The sequence below is a fragment of the Neorhizobium sp. T6_25 genome, from assembly GCF_002968555.1.
Taxonomy (GTDB): Bacteria; Pseudomonadota; Alphaproteobacteria; order Rhizobiales; family Rhizobiaceae; genus Neorhizobium.
In genome coordinates this window covers 80834-96254 of sequence record NZ_PVBL01000002.1, presented here as the reverse complement: position 1 = coordinate 96254, position 15421 = coordinate 80834, and the positions used below count along the sequence as shown (strand labels likewise).

The following is a 15421-nucleotide window of genomic DNA, read 5'->3' as shown; positions in this document are numbered from 1 at the left end:
AAGGAACCACCGATGCGTTATGCCTCGATCACCGACCGTCTCGCCCATCTCGGCTCCGGCCGCTGGGCACTCCACTCGACAGCACGCCGCATGCAGGCATCGGGCGAGGACATCATCGAACTCACCATCGGCGAGCCGGACGTCAAGCCTGACAAGGCTCTGCTCGACGAGGCGGCGCGCGCCATGTATGCCGGCCGCACCCGTTATTCCAATGGCCGCGGCGAGCCGCCGGTGCTGAAGGCGCTGGTCGAGAAATATTCGAAGCGCCGGCCAGGTGTCACCGAGCGTAATTTCCTCTGCTTCCCCGGCACCCAGACCGCTCTCTATGCCGTCATGACCGGCCTCGTCGAAGCCGGCGACGGCGTGCTCGTCGGCGATCCCCTCTATGCGACCTATGAAGGCGTCATCCAGTCCACCGGCGCGCACATGATCCCCGTGCCGCTGCGTCCGGAAAAGAAATTCCACCTGCAGGCCGAGGATCTCGAACGGGCGATCACGCCGGAGGCTCGCGTGCTCCTTCTCAACACGCCGCACAACCCGACCGGCGCGGTACTGACCGCCGCCGAGATCGCCGCGATCGGCGAGGTCTGCCGCAAGCATGACCTCTGGATCGTGTCGGACGAGGTCTATGAGCAGTTGATCTTCGAAGGCACCCCCTTCGCCTCCCCCTTCGATGTTCCGGCACTGGCCGAACGTACCATCGCAGTCTCGTCGATCTCGAAATCTCACGCAGCCCCCGGCTTCCGCAGCGGCTGGGCCGCCGGCCCGGAAGAGTTCTGTGAAAGACTGCTGCCGGTGTCCGAAACCATGCTGTTCGGCGTGCAGCCCTTCATCTCCGACATGACCGCCATGGCGCTGTCGCAGCATTTCGACACCGCCGACGTGATGCGGGAAAATTATCGCCGCCGTGCCACGATCGTCGAGAAGGCCTTTGCCGGCAGCAATCTCGTCAAGCCGATGCCGCCGGAAGGCGGCATGTTCGTCCTGCTCGACGTCACCGCCACCGGCCTCAACGGCGAGGAATTCGCCTGGGAACTGCTGCGCGAGGAGAAAGTGGCCGTCATGCCCGGCACCTCCTTCGGCGACCAGGCCGCAGGTTTCCTGCGCATCTCGCTGACGGTCCCGGACGATGTGGTTGCAACCGCCATGGACCGTATCGCCGACCTAGCCGGCCGCATCGCACCCACTGGCAGAGACCGCGCGACAACCCCGATGGCGTGAGGGCATCGGCTGCGGCACTTTCCAGGCGGGACTTTTGGGCTACTCTCGGTCTTGAATATGTGGCGGTTGCTATGCAACCCTGTGGTTGCTCAACGTTCAATGGGGTGAAAATGGTAGATCCGCGCTTGCGCGAAGCGTCCAACTCGCTAGCCACTGAGATTCAGAAAGCCACAGGTCCTCGTTTGAGGATAGGTATTTGCATACTCCGCTTCTGGATTCTAATTGGATTCTTGCCCTTGCTCACCGGTATATTTGGCTACCAATTCCTACCTTCGTCCAGTTGGGTTTCTTCAACCAACCTCCTTGGACATGGAGTCGGATTGGCTTGTGCCGGAACAAGCTTGTGGGTCATCCGGCGAGGCGGAAATGGCTTGCCAAGCGGTGCAGCGAAGGTCTGCGCTGCATTCACTTTTCTGCTGATCATCTACTTCATGGGAAGAACGGCAATTGTCATTTCCTTGGCGGTAATTCTCGCATTAGTCGCTGGCCGGAATGTGGAACTTCCATTCACCATCTCGGAGAGGGCGAGCGAGAAGGGCTGTAAATCCGGGGTTTATGTCCAGAATTTGCCGTTCATGTTTGACTCATTCTGCCGAATATCAAAAGATCAGTGGAACACTCTCAGCGCCGGTGATCATGTGATTATCGAGGGTTATGGTACTAGTTTGGGCATCTTTGCATCCAGTTTGCGTAAGTCAGACTGACGTCGCGCGCTCCTCTACATGCTGAGATTCTGATATGGGTCCTTTCGGCAGTTCCCAATTGATCTCCCAGAGCAAGACGGTCTATCCTAACCCTCGGTTGATTTGAAAACTGCCCATCGGAGGAGCGCAACATGCCCCATGTTATCGTCAAAATGATCGAGGGCCGCTCCGAGGAGCAGAAGCAGGCGCTGACGGCTGAGGTGACGAAGGCGGTCATGACCGCTCTCGGCTCCGCTGAGAGTTCCGTGTCGGTCGCAATCCAGGACTTTCCGAGGGACGCCTGGACCGACAAGGTCTACGTGCCGGATATCCAGGGGCATCCGGAGCTTGTCTACAAAAAGCCCGGTTACGATCCCTTCAAGTAATCGACTGATCCCGGAAAATTGGCGGTCTCCTCCGCCGGCGGCTCCCAGCCGAAGACGCTGCGGCCGCCCCATTCGTGCGAGCGGCGGAATTCGCCGGCGACGATCTCCTTGAGGTCCGGGCCAGTCACATACCGTTCCATCTGGCGGGCCTGGTCGTCGAGCCGCTTCAGCGCCTGCAGCTCCTCCTCGCGGCCGAGCCGGGCCTTGCCGACGGCAGATTTCATCACCTTGATCGTCTCGTCATAAACCTTCAGCGGCACCGGAAACGGATGCCGGTCCTTGCCGCCATGGGCGAGAGAAAACCGCGCCGGATCGGAAAAACGGCAGGGCGCGCCATGCACCACCTCGGCGACCATGGCCAAAGCCTTGACCGTCCGCGCGCCGACACCCGGCATCAGCAGCAGGTTCTCGAAATCCTCCGGGCCTCGATCGGCAGCCGCCGCCAGCGTGCCATGCAGCCGCCTCATGTTGACGTCCTCCTCGCGGACATCGTGATGCGCCGGCATGACCAGATGCGGCAGCATCGGCTGCGCCGGTTCCTTCACCTTGCGGGCCGGTTCGATGGCGATCACCTCACGGACGATCCGGTCCGGCCCGAGCGTCGCGAGCAGATCGAGCTGGCCCTTTCGGGAGGCTTCGGCACGGTGGTCGGCGAGATTGACGATTTCGCCCTGCCCGCGGCCTTCGATCGCCGCATGCGGGGAATCGACGAAGCTTTTCAAGCCCTCCGAGATCCAGTGGTAACGCCGCGCCTGGCGCTTGTCGCCGTTCATGCCCTGTTGCACCACCACCCATTTGCCATCGTCGGTGACGATGAACCCGTGCAGGTAAAGATCGAACCCGTCCTGAACCGCCGCGCTGTCCACCTTGGCGACCAGCCGGCTGGTCGTCGCAAGGCCGCTGCCGTCGATGCCGACACGGTTGCCGACGGCGATCAACTCGTCCGGCGTCTTGCGGGAGCTCTGACCGCGGCCACCGCAGACATGGATGCCGAGTTCGCCGGCCATCGGGGTCAGCCCGCGCTTGAGTGCGCCGAGGACGCTGGTGGTAATGCCGGACGAATGCCAGTCCATGCCCATGACGCAACCAAAGGACTGGAACCAGAAGGGATGCGCCAGCCGCCGCAGAAGTTCGTCGCGGCCGTATTCGATGACGATCGCCTCGGTGATCACGGCACCGAGCTTGGTCATGCGCTCGCCGAGCCACCGGGGAACCCGGCCGCCGTGAAGCGGGAGATCGGCGCTGCCTGCTCTTTGAACCATGATCCGCTTATATACGGATGCCCGGGCTCACGATAGGGAAAAGTTCTGCAAACGTTCTCGCAACAGTCCGATCGTCGGCACGTCCGCATTGGCGAAGGCGAAGCGCAGATAGTTCTGCTGACTGTCGCCGAAATAGGCGCCGGGAATGCAGATCACCCCCGCCTGTCTGGCAAGCTTTTCCGCTACCTCCGCTGAACTTCTGCCCGGGAACGGATGCCGCACGAAGGCGAAATAGGCGCCGATCGCATCGAGCTTCCAGTCGTTGACGGAGCGCATCACCGCCTTCAGCGCATCGGCACGGTGGCCGATCTCCTGGCGGTTTTCCTCGCGCCAGTCGGCAAGCAGCGGCAGCGCCTTGGCGACGGCAGCCTGGGCCGCCCGCGGCGCGCAGATCTGCAGGTTGTCCATGATCTTGGCGATCTGTTCGACCGCGAACGGACCGGCGGTGATCGCCCCGAGCCGGTGGCCGGGGATGCAGAAGGACTTCGAAAAGCTGTAGAGGCTGATCAGTGTATCATCCCAGCCGTCGAGGCTGAACAGCGTGTGCGGCGCCTGGTCCGCGGCTGGGAGAAAGTCGCGATAGGTCTCGTCGAGAATCAGCCAGATGCCCTTGTTCCGGCAGAGCTTGAAGATCGCTTCGAGCAGCGACGGCGGATAGATCGCCCCGGTCGGATTGTTGGGCGAAACGAGCGCCAGCGCCCGCACCTCGCCGGTAATCGCCGCTTCAAGTCCAACGAGATCCGGCAGGAAACCGTTCGCCGCATCGCAGGCGACGAAAGCGGTCTTGACGCCCATCATCGCCAGCGTCGTTTCATGGTTGAAATAGAAGGGCTCGGTCATCAGCACCGTATTGCCGGGACCGGCCACCGTCATCGCCGCACAGACGAAGGCCTGGTTGCAGCCCGACGTGATGTGGATGTTCCTGAGCCCGATGCCTGCGCCGTAAACATCCGAGACATGCGCCGCATAGGCTGTCCGAAGTTCCGGCTCGCCCTCGATCGGCCCATATCCGGTAAAGGCTTTCGAGGAGCCGGTCTCGCCGAGCAGCTTCAGCATGTCCGGATGGGTCGGATAACCCGGTACGGCCTGAGAGAGGTCGATCAACGGACCTTTGGACCCGTCATAGGCACGCCCCCAGGCGGCGACGGAGGGAACGGGCGGAGGGCTGAGCTTTTCGATAAGCGGATTGAAGGCAGGCATGATCTTCCGAGAACAGGATTTTCCGAACAGGTGATTGATTGCATTTCTTGTTTATCAGATTATCGGACGACGCAAGGAGAACCGGATATGGCCGACGAGATTGAGCCCGAGGATTCGAAGCTCACCATCACCAAGCGGAAATGGGCGGAACAGGGCAAGTTCCTGACAGGCAGGATCACCAGGCCGGAAACCGACCGCCTGCCGCCCGGCCAGCACCTGGTCAAGAACTGGCCGGTACTCGATCTCGGCCAGCAGCCGCAGGTCTCGACCGAGCGCTGGAAACTCGACGTGCGCGGCCTCGTCAACAACCGCAGGACCTTGGACTGGACGGCCTTCCAGGCTTTGCCGCAGACAGGGATGCGCTCCGACATCCATTGCGTGACCACCTGGTCGCGTTACGACAACAACTGGAAAGGAGTCTCAACACACGATTTCCTCGATCTCGTCGATCCGCAGGACGAGGCGGTTGCCGTCATGCTGACCAGCTATGACGGCTATACTACCAACCTGCTGCTCTCGGATTTCGCCTCGCCGGAAGCGATCATCGTCACCGAGTGGGAAGGCAAGCCGCTCACCGAGGAGCATGGCGGGCCGGTGCGGCTGGTGGTGCCGCACCTTTATTTCTGGAAGAGCGCCAAATGGCTCAACCGCATCGAGTTCCTCGACCGGGACCAGGCCGGCTTCTGGGAGAAGAACGGTTACCACATGCGCGGCGACCCCTGGTCCGAGGAGCGTTATTCGGACGACTGAGTGTCAGCCGAAGTTGACGAGGTTCAGTCCCGGCAGCGGGCCTCCCGGAAACTGCGCCAGCTTGGCCCCGACAGCAAGCGGCCCGAGGTCTATGCCGAAAAAGCCGAGCTTCTCCGTCAAGGCGGCGACTTCCGTCTTTGCCGCCGCATCGTCGCCCGAATAGAACAGCACGCGCTTGCCGCCCTCGGAAGCAGGATCAGCCTCGAGCAGCTTCGCGAACAGATGATTGAAGGCCTTTACCACCCGGGCGCCCGGCACGAGGTCGGCGACGATCTCGCTGGAAAGACGGCCGTTGAGTTCGGCCGGTTTGTAGAGCGGCGACTCGATCGGATTGTTTGCATCGATGACGATCCGGCCGTTCCAGTCCGGCAACCCGGCAAGGGCAGCCGGCAGCTTCGACCATGGAACCGCGATCAGCACCATGTCCGCACTTGCGGCCTCTTCGATCGTGCCGGCGGAAATCCAGGGTGACAGTTCAGCCGTCAGTGTTTCGAGCGAAGCCGGGCCGCGGCTGTTGGCGATGGTGGCGCGCACGCCGTTTCTTGCAAGAGTGCGGGCGAAGGCTGCGCCGATATTGCCGGCGCCGATGATACCGATGGTCATGATTGCGATACTCCAGTGGTTTCGATGTCAGGAATATCGCCTCTGGATTGGCGCTTGATTAGCCGGTAATAATGCCAATCATCTTCAAGCAACCGTTGAGAATAGCCCCGCCGTGGAAAGCCTCGCCAATCTCGAATCCTTCATGCGCAGCGCCGAGCTCGGCGGTTTCTCGGCTGCGGCGAGGCGGTTGGCACTGACGCCCGCAGCCGTCAGCCGCAATGTCGCGATGCTCGAGAGGAACCTCGGCATCCGCCTCTTCCAGCGCAGCACGCGAAGGCTGACGCTGACGGAAGCGGGCGAACGTTTCCTGTCGGAGATCCGCGACCACGTCGAGGCGCTGCAGACGGCGATCACCGAGGTCTCTTCGGAAGGCGCAGAACCGGCGGGTGTGTTGAAGGTCAGCATGAGCCCGCATTTCGGAACAGGGTATATCCTGCCGCTGCTGCCGGAGTTCATGGCGCGTTACCCGCTGATCCGTCCGGACTGGTCCTTCGAAAACCGGCAGGTCGATCTGATCGCCGAGGGATATGACGCAGCGATCGGCGGCGGATTTGAGCTGACGCCAGGCGCGGTCGCCCGGGTGCTGGCGCCGGCCCATATCGTTCTGGTCGCCTCACCAGCCTACATGAGGGACAGGCTCATGCCGGCCCATCCGGCGGACCTTGCGAGCCTCGACGGCATCCATCTGCGTTCTTCCAATACCGGCCGCATCCGCCAATGGGTGATGCGAAATGCCGGCGGAGACGAAGTGCCGGTGGCACTGAAGGAAAAGATGGCGCTCAACGATCCAGCCGCCGTTGCCCACGCGGCAAACCTCGGCCTCGGCGCCGCCATGATCGCGATGCCCGATGCCTTATCATATATGGAGAGCGGTACGCTCGTCCGCCTGCTGCCCGACTGGTATGCGGATATCGGGCCGATCTCGATCTACTATGCCAGCAAGACTCTGTTGCCGGCGAAGACCCGCGTCTTTGTCGACTTCGTGGTCGAGCATTTCCGGAAGGAAGGTCTGGCCGAACGTTTTGCCGGCAGCCTCGGGGCATCGAACATGCCGAAGCGAAGATAGGCGCACCCGACTGACGCCGGATGCGCGGGATCGGTCAGATCAGCTTTTCGAGCGTGATCGGCAGGTCGCGGACGCGTTTGCCGGTAGCATGGAAGACCGCGTTGGCGATTGCCGGCGCGACGCCGACGATGCCGACTTCGCCGACGCCCTTGCCGCCCAGCGCCGAGGCGCCATAGTCGGGAATGCCGACCGAGATCACCTCGATATGTGGCACGTCCGCATTGGTCGGCACGAGATAGTCGCCCATGTTGCTGTTGACGGTGCGGCCGTTGCGCTGGTCGACGAGACCTTCTTCCAGGAGCGCCTGGCCGATGCCCATGATGATGCCGCCCCGCCACTGGCTTTCCACCAGCCGCGGATTGTAGAGCCGGCCGCAATCGAAGGCCGAGACGATGCGGGACACCCGCACCGTTCCAAAATCCTCGTCCACCCGCACTTCGGCGAAATGGGCGCACCAGCTATGCATGGAATATTCGCCCATGGTCGGCCCCTGGACCTTTGCCATGCTCGTCCACGCCTGATGTTGCTCCTGGGCGGTAGCACCTTCCGGCAGCGTATTCCTGAGAATCTCGATCTCGTCGCGACCGAGCGCCGCCATCAGTTCCGAAAGCGTGAGCGACGGACCCTGGTCGCGGGGAACGGCAATTCGGCCGCCGCTGAAGGTCAGCGTATTGGCCCCGGTATCGCGCAGCGGCGACTTCTCGTCGTTGAGCGCCAGTCCGATCAGTTCGTCACGGGCCGCCGTCGCCGCCTTGTGCACGGCGCCGAGAATGGAGCCCGCCAGCATCGAGCCGCCGGCGATCGCCGAGCCCGGCAGCCGGGAATCGCCGAGATGAACCTCGACCTGGTCGACGGGAATGCCGAACACTTCGGCCACCGTCTGGGCAAGGATCGTATAGGTCCCCTGCCCCATGTCGATCGCACCGCTGACGACCTCGACACGGCCATTGCGCAGGATGCGGATCATCGCCTCGCTGGGCGCCTGAAGGACCGGGAACGTGCCGCAGCCGATGCCCCAGCCGATCAGGGTTTTGCCCTCGCGCATGGAGCGCGGTTCATGGCTGCGCCTCGACCAGCCGAAGGCCTCGGCACCTTCGGTCAGCGCTTCGCGCAGCCGGCGGGTCGACCAGGGTTTTCCCGACTGGTAGTCGTGGTCGGCGTAGTTTTTCAGCCGCAGTTCGAGCGGGTCGATGCCGAGCTTGTAGGCGAGTTCCTCCATCGCACTTTCGATGCCGAAGGCGCTGGGGTTCTTGCCCGGTCCGCGCAACGCACCCGGCGTGACGGTATTGACCGGCACGACCCGGTGCTGCGACGAGAAATTCTCTATCCTGTAGAGGATCGGCGTCGCGGCACCCGTCTGCTCGGGCCAGTCCGCATAGGTGGAGGTCTCGCTGGCGCCGCGATGGACGATCGCCTGCAGGATGCCGTCTTCCGTTGCGCCGATCTTGATCCGCTGGCGCGTCGCGGCGCGGCCGCCATAGTTGGTGAAATTCTGCGGTCTCGTGAGCGCAAGCTTGACCGGCCGGCCGAGTTTTCTGGAAGCGAAAGCCGCCACCGCGCCATGGGCGAGCGCCGCCCCCTTTGAACCGAACCCGCCGCCGATGAACGGCGAGACCAGGCGGACATTTTCGTAAGGAATGCCGAACCATTCGGAATAGCTGCGCGCCATACCATGCGACCACTGGCTCGGCTCCCAGACCGTGATCCGGTCGCCATCCCACTTCACGGTCAGCCCATGCGGCTCCATGGCGACGTGATATTCGCGCGGCGTCGAATATTCGCCTTCGATCTGAACCGGTGCGGCCGCAAGTGCGGCCTCGGCATCGCCCCATCCGGCGGTGAGATTGTCCATCACCTTGCCTTCGCCGGCAGCCGCATCGTCGAAACTTGCGACATGCGGTGCCCTCTCATAGGTGATGCAGATCAGCCTTGCCGCCTCGACCGCCTGTTCGCGGCTTTCCGCGACGACGGCGGCGATCGACTGGCCATTGTACTGCACCTGCCGCGGCAGCGGATAATAGGGCTGGTTTTCCGGGCGATTGCCACCCCAGTCGGAGGCGACCAGGAGACCCATGTCGTCATCCGGCGTCAGCACCATCAGCACCCCCGGGGCCGCAAGCGCCTTTTCCGCATCGACCGAAATGACGCGGCCGGCCGGAATCGTGCTCTGCACGAGAATGGCGTAGGCGAGGCCTTCGAGCGGATATTCCAGCGCATAGGTCGCACCACCAGTGACCTTCAGATTGCCTTCGAAGCGTGTTTGACGGCCGCCGACGGTCCCGTCGGAGGCATCGCCGTGTTTGCGGGGTTCCATGATGGTCATGCGAGACCTCCAACTTTCAGGATGGCGCGGGCGACGACGCGCGGCGCAAGTTCGATCTTGTAGTGATTGGCGCCGTGCGAAACGGCACCTTCCACAGCGAGCCGGCTCGCCGCCTCGACGGTTTCGGGGCTGAGCACCTTGCCAATCAGCGCCTGTTCGACGTTGCGAGCCCGCCACGGCTTGGTGGCGACGCCGCCGAGAGCGACGCGGATATCGCGCACCGTCTTGCCGTCCGCTTCGAATTCCAGCCCGACTGCGGCACTCGCTGCGGCGAACTCGTATGACTGGCGGTCGCGGACTTTGAGATAGGTCGAGTTCTTTGCCGCCGCCGAGGCCGGCACGGTGATCGCGGTGATCATCTCGCCGCGTCCAAGCACGGTTTCCCGCTCCGGCGTATTGCCCGGCGTCAGGAAAAAGTCGTCGATCGACGCCGTCCGCCCCCCAAGATCGACCACGGCGTCAAAGGCAACCAGTGCCACGGCCAGGTCACCCGGATAACTGGCGATGCAGGCATCGCTGGTGCCGAGAACGGCATGGTTGCGGGTGACGCCGCCGAGCGCCGAACAGCCCGAGCCGGGATTGCGCTTGTGGCAGGCCGGAAACACGTCCGGCTCGCGGAAATACGAACAGCGTGTCCGCTGCATGAGGTTGCCGCCGATCGTCGCCATGTTGCGGAGCTGGGCGGAGGCCGCCAGCGACAGCGATTCCGAAACCGCCGGGAAAGCAGCGCGGATGCCTGCGTGGTCGGCAACCTCGCCCATCTTGGCAAGCGCACCGATCGTGGCGCCGCCGGCATCGACGGTGATCCCGCCGAGGCCCGAGAGGTGGGTGATGTCGATGACCGTTTCCGGCTCCATCACGCCACATTTTGCGAGATCGAGCAGCGTCGTGCCGCCGGCAAGCAGCGCGGAACCGGCCTGAAGCGCCGCTTGGCGGGCCTCGTCGGCCGAAGAGGCGCGGAGATAGGAAAAGTCTCTCATCACGCCATCTCCGCCGCTTCGCGCACCGCCGCGACGATGCTGTTATAGGCTCCGCACCGACAGAGATTGCCGGACATGTATTCGCGGATTTCCTCGTCGGATCCCGCATGGCCTTCGCGGATGCAGGCGACCGCCGACATGATCTGGCCCGGCGTGCAATAGCCGCATTGGAACGCGTCATGTTCCACGAAAGCCGCCTGAACGGGGTGAAGCTCGCCGTTCTCAGTGGCGATCCCTTCGATCGTGGTGATCTGCCGGCCTTCGACCTGGGCTGCGAGCGTCAGACAGGAAAGCACACGGCTGCCGTCGACATGACAGGTGCAGGCGCCGCACTGGCCCTGGTCGCAACCTTTCTTGGTGCCGGTCAGCGCCAGATGTTCGCGCAGGGCATCGAGCAGGGTGACGCGCGGTTCGACGTCGAGGTCGTACCGCCTTCCGTTGATATCGAGCGAAAGATGGATGGTTCGTGTCATGGATCAAGCTCCTGCCATTGTCACGATAATGAGAACTTTAAAGCCCGGGACGGACTGGCCAACTGGCTGTGATGCGCTAGATGATGCCAGGCTGAGAGAAGCACCGGCACATTTCGGCATGACATCCGTCCCCCTCTGGACTAAGAAGTGGAAGGCACTCCAAATAACCGGAGGCGCCTCCGTTTAAACTAGTGGCTTCCGGATTTTCGTCAAGCCCTCATTTGCCTGGAGCAGTATTTTGGCCTCGGCCGAGCCGAAGACGACATCGCCCGCATCGACCAGGCTTCGCGCCGATGCCCGCCGCAACCGCGAAAAGCTGGTCGAGGTGGCGGCCGCGGCCTTTGCGGAAAAGGGCGTCGAAACTTCGCTGGAAGATATAGCACGGCAGGCCGGCGTCGGCATCGGCACGCTTTACCGCCATTTTCCAAGCCGCGAGCATCTCGTCGAGGTGGTCTATCGCCGCGAGCTCGAAGGCCTGGCGAGCGCCGCCACCGAGCTTGCCAGGCTCCATTCGCCGGACATGGCGCTCGAGGAATGGATGCGGCGCTTCGTCGGCTACATCGCCACCAAGCGCGGCATGGCCAACAGCCTGCGCATCCTCATGACCTCCAACTCCTCCCTTTTTTCCGAGGGCTCCGGCCTCATTCGTGGCGCGCTGGAAAGTCTTTTGAAGACTGCAGGCGATGGAGGATATATCCGCCGCGACATCGAAACGACCGATCTCCTGCACGCGCTGTCGAGCATCTATTCCATGCCGGAATCGCCCGAATGGCGTGAGCGGTCGCATCGCCTGATCGGCCTGCTGATGGACGGCCTGCGAACCCGAAGATAACGCCTCGTATCCGGCCCGTATCGGCCGGCCGGATAGGCTAGATTTCGCATCCCGTTTGAACGGAAAATCAAGCAATCCCAGATTGACAGGCGACCTGTTACTCAGGTCAGCCGATTTCAATATTATTGTTATAAAATAAACGGATAGCTGGGGATCAATTTCGAATTTTTTGCCCCGAAAATCGTCAAAAGTCGTTGCACATTATCAAAATTCAATCTGTCGTTAAAGAGTTTCACCCTAAGCTCCGGCTACCGCGCGACCGCCATCAGGTGTAGCGCAAGAGCTGGTATGAGACCGGTTCTTTTCCCACACCGCCAGATATCAGATCTGCGCGTGAAAACGCGTCGCCTCTTTCGAGGCTTCACCAATCCGGAGCCGAACCTCATGTCCCGTCTCTCCATTCGCAGTTCGCTTATCGCCGTCTTCGGCGCGATTGCGGCGCTCGTCGCCGTTCTCGCCTGGGCGGCCATTTCCTCGCTCTCCAATGTCGCTGGAAATCTCACCACGATCTCGCAAAACTCGATGCCGAGCGTTCAGGCCTCGAAGAATATAGAGACGGCCATCCTCGGAATGACGGTCGCCTATATGGGCCATTTGACGACGACGTCGGACTTCGGCATGGAGACTGCGGAAAAGCTGATCGCCCAGCAGTCCGACGCGCTCAGGGTTGCTCTCCAGACCTACAGGCCGCTGATCTCCAGCGATCAGGAAAAGCAGATCATCGACCAGATCCAGACCGGCATCGATAAATACGTCCTCAGCGGGCAGAAGATGCTGGACTTCTCCCGCAAGGCCTCCGACGCCCGCGCCCGCGTCGAAATGGAAAAGATGCGCGTCACAATCCAGCCGGTCATGGAAGCCGTTACCAAGCTGGTCAAGTCGAACACGGACGAGGCGGCCCTCGAAACCGCCAAGGCGGAGACGACCTATTCCACCGCGCTCACCACCATGGAAATCATCCTCGGCGTCGTCTTCCTGCTGATCGTCGGTGCCGCCGTCTACGTGCTGTCCGGTATTGCCCGACCCATCCAGCGCATCACCGCCTCGATGAGCGGCCTTGCCGCGGGCGACACCGCGACCGAGATCCCCTTTGCAGGACGCAAGGACGAAGTCGGGGCTATGGCCGGTGCCGTGGAAGTCTTCCGCCAGGCCGCGATCTCCAACAGGCAGCTTCAGGAACAGGCCGAAGAAGCCCGCGCCCAAGCCGAAGCCGACCGTATCCGCGCGCAGGAAGAGGCGGAAGCCTCCGCTCAGGCCCGCCTCCAGCAAGCGACCTCCGGCCTCGCCGCCGGCCTGCGCCGCCTTGCCTCCGGCGATCTCGCCTTCCAGCTCAACGAACCCTTCGCTCCGGATTTCGAAGCTCTGCGCGAAGACCTGAACTCCGCCGTGTCCGGCCTCGGCGCAGCGCTTTCCGAAGTCGCCGGCTCCGCCCAGTCGATCGACAGCGGTTCGCGTGAAGTCAGCCAGAGCGCCGACGACCTTTCCAAGCGGACCGAACAGCAGGCCGCTTCGCTTGAAGAGACCGCCGCGGCCCTCGACGAAATCACCGCCAACGTCTCGAATTCTTCCAAGCGTGCGGACGAGGCAAAGACGATCGCCCTCCAGGCAAATTCCAGCGCCGCCCAGTCGGGCGCGGTCGTCGCCAACGCCGTCGATGCCATGCAGCGCATCGAGCAGTCGTCCAGCCAGATCTCCAACATCATCGGCGTGATCGACGAGATCGCCTTCCAGACCAACCTTCTCGCGCTGAATGCCGGCGTCGAGGCGGCCCGCGCCGGTGAGGCCGGCAAGGGTTTTGCGGTCGTCGCACAGGAAGTCCGCGAACTCGCCCAGCGATCCGCGAATGCGGCCAAGGAGATCAAGGATCTCATCCGCAAGTCGGGTGCCGAGGTCCAGAACGGCGTGAAGCTCGTCCGCGAGACTGGCGATGCGCTGAAGACGATCGAAAGCCACGTCGTCACCATCAACGAGCATATCAATGCGATCGCTACCGCAGCCCGCGAACAGTCGCTCGGTCTCGCCGAAGTCAATACTGCCGTCAACCAGATGGACCAGGTGACCCAGCAGAACGCCGCGATGGTCGAGGAAACCAACGCCGCCGGCGCCAATCTCGCATCGGAAAGCACCAAGCTGCGTGACCTCCTCACCCGCTTCAAGCTCTCCGACGGCGGCCAGCGTTCCGGAATGCAGCAGCGGCCGGCCTACGGCTCCGGCCCGGCGCCCGCCGGCCGCAATGCGGCTCCGCAGGAATCGCCGGCGCGCCGCCTTGCGCAGCGCGTCAGCAAGTCCTTCGGCGGTGCGGCGGCTGCCGCAACGGCGGAATCGCAGTGGACCGAATTCTGATCCGCCCGCGATCTTAAATCTCTAACCGTCGCTCTTCGACGGCCCGGCCTCCGCCATCTGGCGCAGAAGCCGGGCCGTTTCGTCATTGGCGGGAAAGAAGGATTCGACCGCCAGTTCCGACAGCGTCACATCCACCGGGGTTCCGAAGACCGTCGTGGTCGAGATGAAGGACAAAAGCCCCGCCTCCGTCCGCAATTCCATCGGCACGGCGATGCCCGCATAATCATGCTTTGACGTGGATTTCGAAGCCCCTTCCGGGATCGGATATCCCGAGAGCTCTTCCAGCAGTTTCTGAAGAATACGGTCGCCCGTCGCGGCGATCTGCTGGTGCAGCCGTTCGAGCAGGTGATTGCGCCATTCGACAAGATTGGCGATGTGAGGCGCAAGGCCCTGCGGATGCAGGCTGAGCCGCAGCACGTTGACCGGTCCCTCGATCAGCGATGGGTCCGCGACATCAGCAAGCAGCGGCGCCACCGCGGCGTTGGCGGCCACCAGGGTCCAGTGCCGGTCGACCGCGAGTGCAGGGAAGGGCTCGTGGCCCTTCAGCACCATATCGATCGCCCGGCGCGCCGGCTGGAGTGCCGGATCGTCGAGTTTGCGCTCGGCAAACACCGGCGCGAAACCGGCGGCGAGCAGCATCGGATTGCGCTCGCGAAGCGGTACTTCGAGCCGCTCCGCGAGATGCAGCAGCATGTCGCGGCTGGGGGTCGCCCGCCCGCTTTCGATGAAGCTCAGATGACGCTGCGAGATTTCGGCCTCCAACGCCAGGTCGAGCTGGCTCATGCGCCGGCGGCGGCGCCATTCGCGCAGGAAATCACCGAGGGGGCGGGCGTGTGCGAGGGTCGTCATGCGGCGGCCGGGACCTGGTCGAGGAAACCGCAGACCGACTTCAGCCGGCCGTTTTCCAGCACGGCGAAATCCGTGCCCTTGATCAGCGCCTCGCCGTCCACGGGGCCAAGCCCCCAAGAAAATCGCAGATTGTCATCATAGCCGTCGGGCGTGCCGATCAGCGTGAAGCGGAAACCCGGAAACCGCGCCTGGACGCCTTCGACCAGGCGATCGACGCCCTCATGGCCTTCGCCGCGCATCAGCGGATCGACGTAAAGCCCGTCTTCCGCCCAGGTCTCGGCGATCATCGCCTTGCGGCGAACGGCATCCGTTTCGTTCCAGATGGCAAGATAACGTTCGGCATTGGTGTTCGCATCGGTCATGTCTTTTCTCCTGGAAATCGCCCTGCTGGTTGCAGGCAGGGCGAACATGCCGGAGCGGCTGCATCGTCTCAATTACGCGGCAGGTAAT

Annotated in this window: 15 protein-coding genes; 7 read left to right on the top strand and 8 right to left on the bottom strand. The window is 63.0% G+C overall.

What is annotated here, in order from left to right; translation table 11 throughout:
- Positions 1-12 precede the first annotated feature (12 nt).
- From C5L10_RS02615 to C5L10_RS02605, 3 genes are all read left to right on the top strand, one after another.
- Positions 13-1221 (top strand): pyridoxal phosphate-dependent aminotransferase, encoded by a 1209-nt coding sequence (locus C5L10_RS02615; RefSeq protein ID WP_105428428.1) that lies wholly within the window; start codon positions 13-15, stop codon positions 1219-1221.
- A 110-nt stretch (positions 1222-1331) separates the two neighbouring features.
- Positions 1332-1925: a hypothetical protein gene (locus C5L10_RS33500; RefSeq protein WP_172716891.1), complete on the top strand. Its 594-nt coding sequence runs from the start codon at positions 1332-1334 to the stop codon at positions 1923-1925.
- A gap of 131 nt (positions 1926-2056) precedes the next feature.
- The gene (locus tag C5L10_RS02605) at positions 2057-2290 is read left to right on the top strand and encodes a tautomerase family protein (protein ID WP_105428426.1); all 234 of its coding nucleotides are present in this window, start codon (positions 2057-2059) and stop codon (positions 2288-2290) included.
- On the opposite strand, the gene C5L10_RS02600 is transcribed toward C5L10_RS02605, so the two are convergent.
- Complete coding sequence (locus tag C5L10_RS02600) at positions 2272-3552, bottom strand: DUF763 domain-containing protein (protein WP_105428425.1); 1281 nt, start codon at positions 3550-3552, stop codon at positions 2272-2274. The two genes, C5L10_RS02605 and C5L10_RS02600, sit on opposite strands and share 19 nt — an antisense overlap.
- Positions 3553-3579: 27 nt before the next feature.
- Complete coding sequence (locus tag C5L10_RS02595; RefSeq protein WP_105428424.1) at positions 3580-4752, bottom strand: aminotransferase; 1173 nt, start codon at positions 4750-4752, stop codon at positions 3580-3582.
- A gap of 87 nt (positions 4753-4839) precedes the next feature.
- Between C5L10_RS02595 and C5L10_RS02590 the strand changes: the two genes are divergently transcribed.
- The gene (locus tag C5L10_RS02590; RefSeq protein WP_105428423.1) at positions 4840-5502 is read left to right on the top strand and encodes a sulfite oxidase-like oxidoreductase; all 663 of its coding nucleotides are present in this window, start codon (positions 4840-4842) and stop codon (positions 5500-5502) included.
- Between the two features lie 3 nt (positions 5503-5505).
- Here the strand turns inward: C5L10_RS02590 and C5L10_RS02585 are convergent, their stop codons facing one another.
- A complete protein-coding gene (locus C5L10_RS02585; RefSeq protein WP_105428422.1) occupies positions 5506-6105 on the bottom strand; it encodes an NADPH-dependent F420 reductase in 600 nt (199 codons plus the stop codon).
- A gap of 112 nt (positions 6106-6217) precedes the next feature.
- On the opposite strand from C5L10_RS02585, the gene C5L10_RS02580 reads away from it, so the two are divergent.
- Entirely contained in the window at positions 6218-7171 is a 954-nt protein-coding gene (locus C5L10_RS02580) for a LysR family transcriptional regulator (RefSeq protein ID WP_105428421.1), read from the top strand.
- Between the two features lie 34 nt (positions 7172-7205).
- Here the strand turns inward: C5L10_RS02580 and C5L10_RS02575 are convergent, their stop codons facing one another.
- From C5L10_RS02575 to C5L10_RS02565, 3 genes are read right to left on the bottom strand one after another with little or no spacing between them, the layout of a single operon-like run.
- On the bottom strand, positions 7206-9494 hold the full coding sequence (locus C5L10_RS02575) for a xanthine dehydrogenase family protein molybdopterin-binding subunit (RefSeq protein ID WP_105428420.1): 2289 nt from the start codon (positions 9492-9494) through the stop codon (positions 7206-7208).
- Positions 9491-10474 (bottom strand): xanthine dehydrogenase family protein subunit M, encoded by a 984-nt coding sequence (locus C5L10_RS02570; RefSeq protein WP_105428419.1) that lies wholly within the window; start codon positions 10472-10474, stop codon positions 9491-9493. Before C5L10_RS02570 ends, C5L10_RS02575 begins: the two co-directional genes overlap by 4 nt.
- Entirely contained in the window at positions 10474-10947 is a 474-nt protein-coding gene (locus C5L10_RS02565; protein WP_046634260.1) for a (2Fe-2S)-binding protein, read from the bottom strand. The genes C5L10_RS02570 and C5L10_RS02565 overlap by 1 nt, the downstream gene beginning before the upstream one ends.
- Positions 10948-11185: 238 nt before the next feature.
- Here C5L10_RS02565 and C5L10_RS02560 point away from each other — a divergent pair, with 238 nt between their 5' ends.
- Positions 11186-11779 (top strand): TetR/AcrR family transcriptional regulator, encoded by a 594-nt coding sequence (locus tag C5L10_RS02560; RefSeq protein ID WP_105428418.1) that lies wholly within the window; start codon positions 11186-11188, stop codon positions 11777-11779.
- A 384-nt stretch (positions 11780-12163) separates the two neighbouring features.
- The gene (locus C5L10_RS02555; protein WP_105428674.1) at positions 12164-14122 is read left to right on the top strand and encodes a methyl-accepting chemotaxis protein; all 1959 of its coding nucleotides are present in this window, start codon (positions 12164-12166) and stop codon (positions 14120-14122) included.
- 21 nt (positions 14123-14143) lie between these two features.
- On the opposite strand, the gene C5L10_RS02550 is transcribed toward C5L10_RS02555, so the two are convergent.
- Together C5L10_RS02550 and C5L10_RS02545 are read right to left on the bottom strand one after the other, a co-directional pair.
- Entirely contained in the window at positions 14144-14971 is an 828-nt protein-coding gene (locus C5L10_RS02550) for a helix-turn-helix domain-containing protein (RefSeq protein WP_105428417.1), read from the bottom strand.
- Positions 14968-15333: a nuclear transport factor 2 family protein gene (locus tag C5L10_RS02545; RefSeq protein ID WP_105428416.1), complete on the bottom strand. Its 366-nt coding sequence runs from the start codon at positions 15331-15333 to the stop codon at positions 14968-14970. The genes C5L10_RS02550 and C5L10_RS02545 overlap by 4 nt, the downstream gene beginning before the upstream one ends.
- Between the last annotated feature and the right edge of the window lie 88 nt (positions 15334-15421).

Coding starts and splice junctions, on each gene's coding strand:
- C5L10_RS02615 (WP_105428428.1), top strand. CDS start 13: ATGCGTTATGCCTCGATCACCGACCGTCTCGCCCATCTCGGCTCCGGC.
- C5L10_RS33500 (WP_172716891.1), top strand. CDS start 1,332: ATGGTAGATCCGCGCTTGCGCGAAGCGTCCAACTCGCTAGCCACTGAG.
- C5L10_RS02605 (WP_105428426.1), top strand. CDS start 2,057: ATGCCCCATGTTATCGTCAAAATGATCGAGGGCCGCTCCGAGGAGCAG.
- C5L10_RS02600 (WP_105428425.1), bottom strand. CDS start 3,552: ATGGTTCAAAGAGCAGGCAGCGCCGATCTCCCGCTTCACGGCGGCCGG.
- C5L10_RS02595 (WP_105428424.1), bottom strand. CDS start 4,752: ATGCCTGCCTTCAATCCGCTTATCGAAAAGCTCAGCCCTCCGCCCGTT.
- C5L10_RS02590 (WP_105428423.1), top strand. CDS start 4,840: ATGGCCGACGAGATTGAGCCCGAGGATTCGAAGCTCACCATCACCAAG.
- C5L10_RS02585 (WP_105428422.1), bottom strand. CDS start 6,105: ATGACCATCGGTATCATCGGCGCCGGCAATATCGGCGCAGCCTTCGCC.
- C5L10_RS02575 (WP_105428420.1), bottom strand. CDS start 9,494: ATGACCATCATGGAACCCCGCAAACACGGCGATGCCTCCGACGGGACC.
- C5L10_RS02570 (WP_105428419.1), bottom strand. CDS start 10,474: ATGAGAGACTTTTCCTATCTCCGCGCCTCTTCGGCCGACGAGGCCCGC.
- C5L10_RS02565 (WP_046634260.1), bottom strand. CDS start 10,947: ATGACACGAACCATCCATCTTTCGCTCGATATCAACGGAAGGCGGTAC.
- C5L10_RS02555 (WP_105428674.1), top strand. CDS start 12,164: ATGTCCCGTCTCTCCATTCGCAGTTCGCTTATCGCCGTCTTCGGCGCG.
- C5L10_RS02550 (WP_105428417.1), bottom strand. CDS start 14,971: ATGACGACCCTCGCACACGCCCGCCCCCTCGGTGATTTCCTGCGCGAA.
- C5L10_RS02545 (WP_105428416.1), bottom strand. CDS start 15,333: ATGACCGATGCGAACACCAATGCCGAACGTTATCTTGCCATCTGGAAC.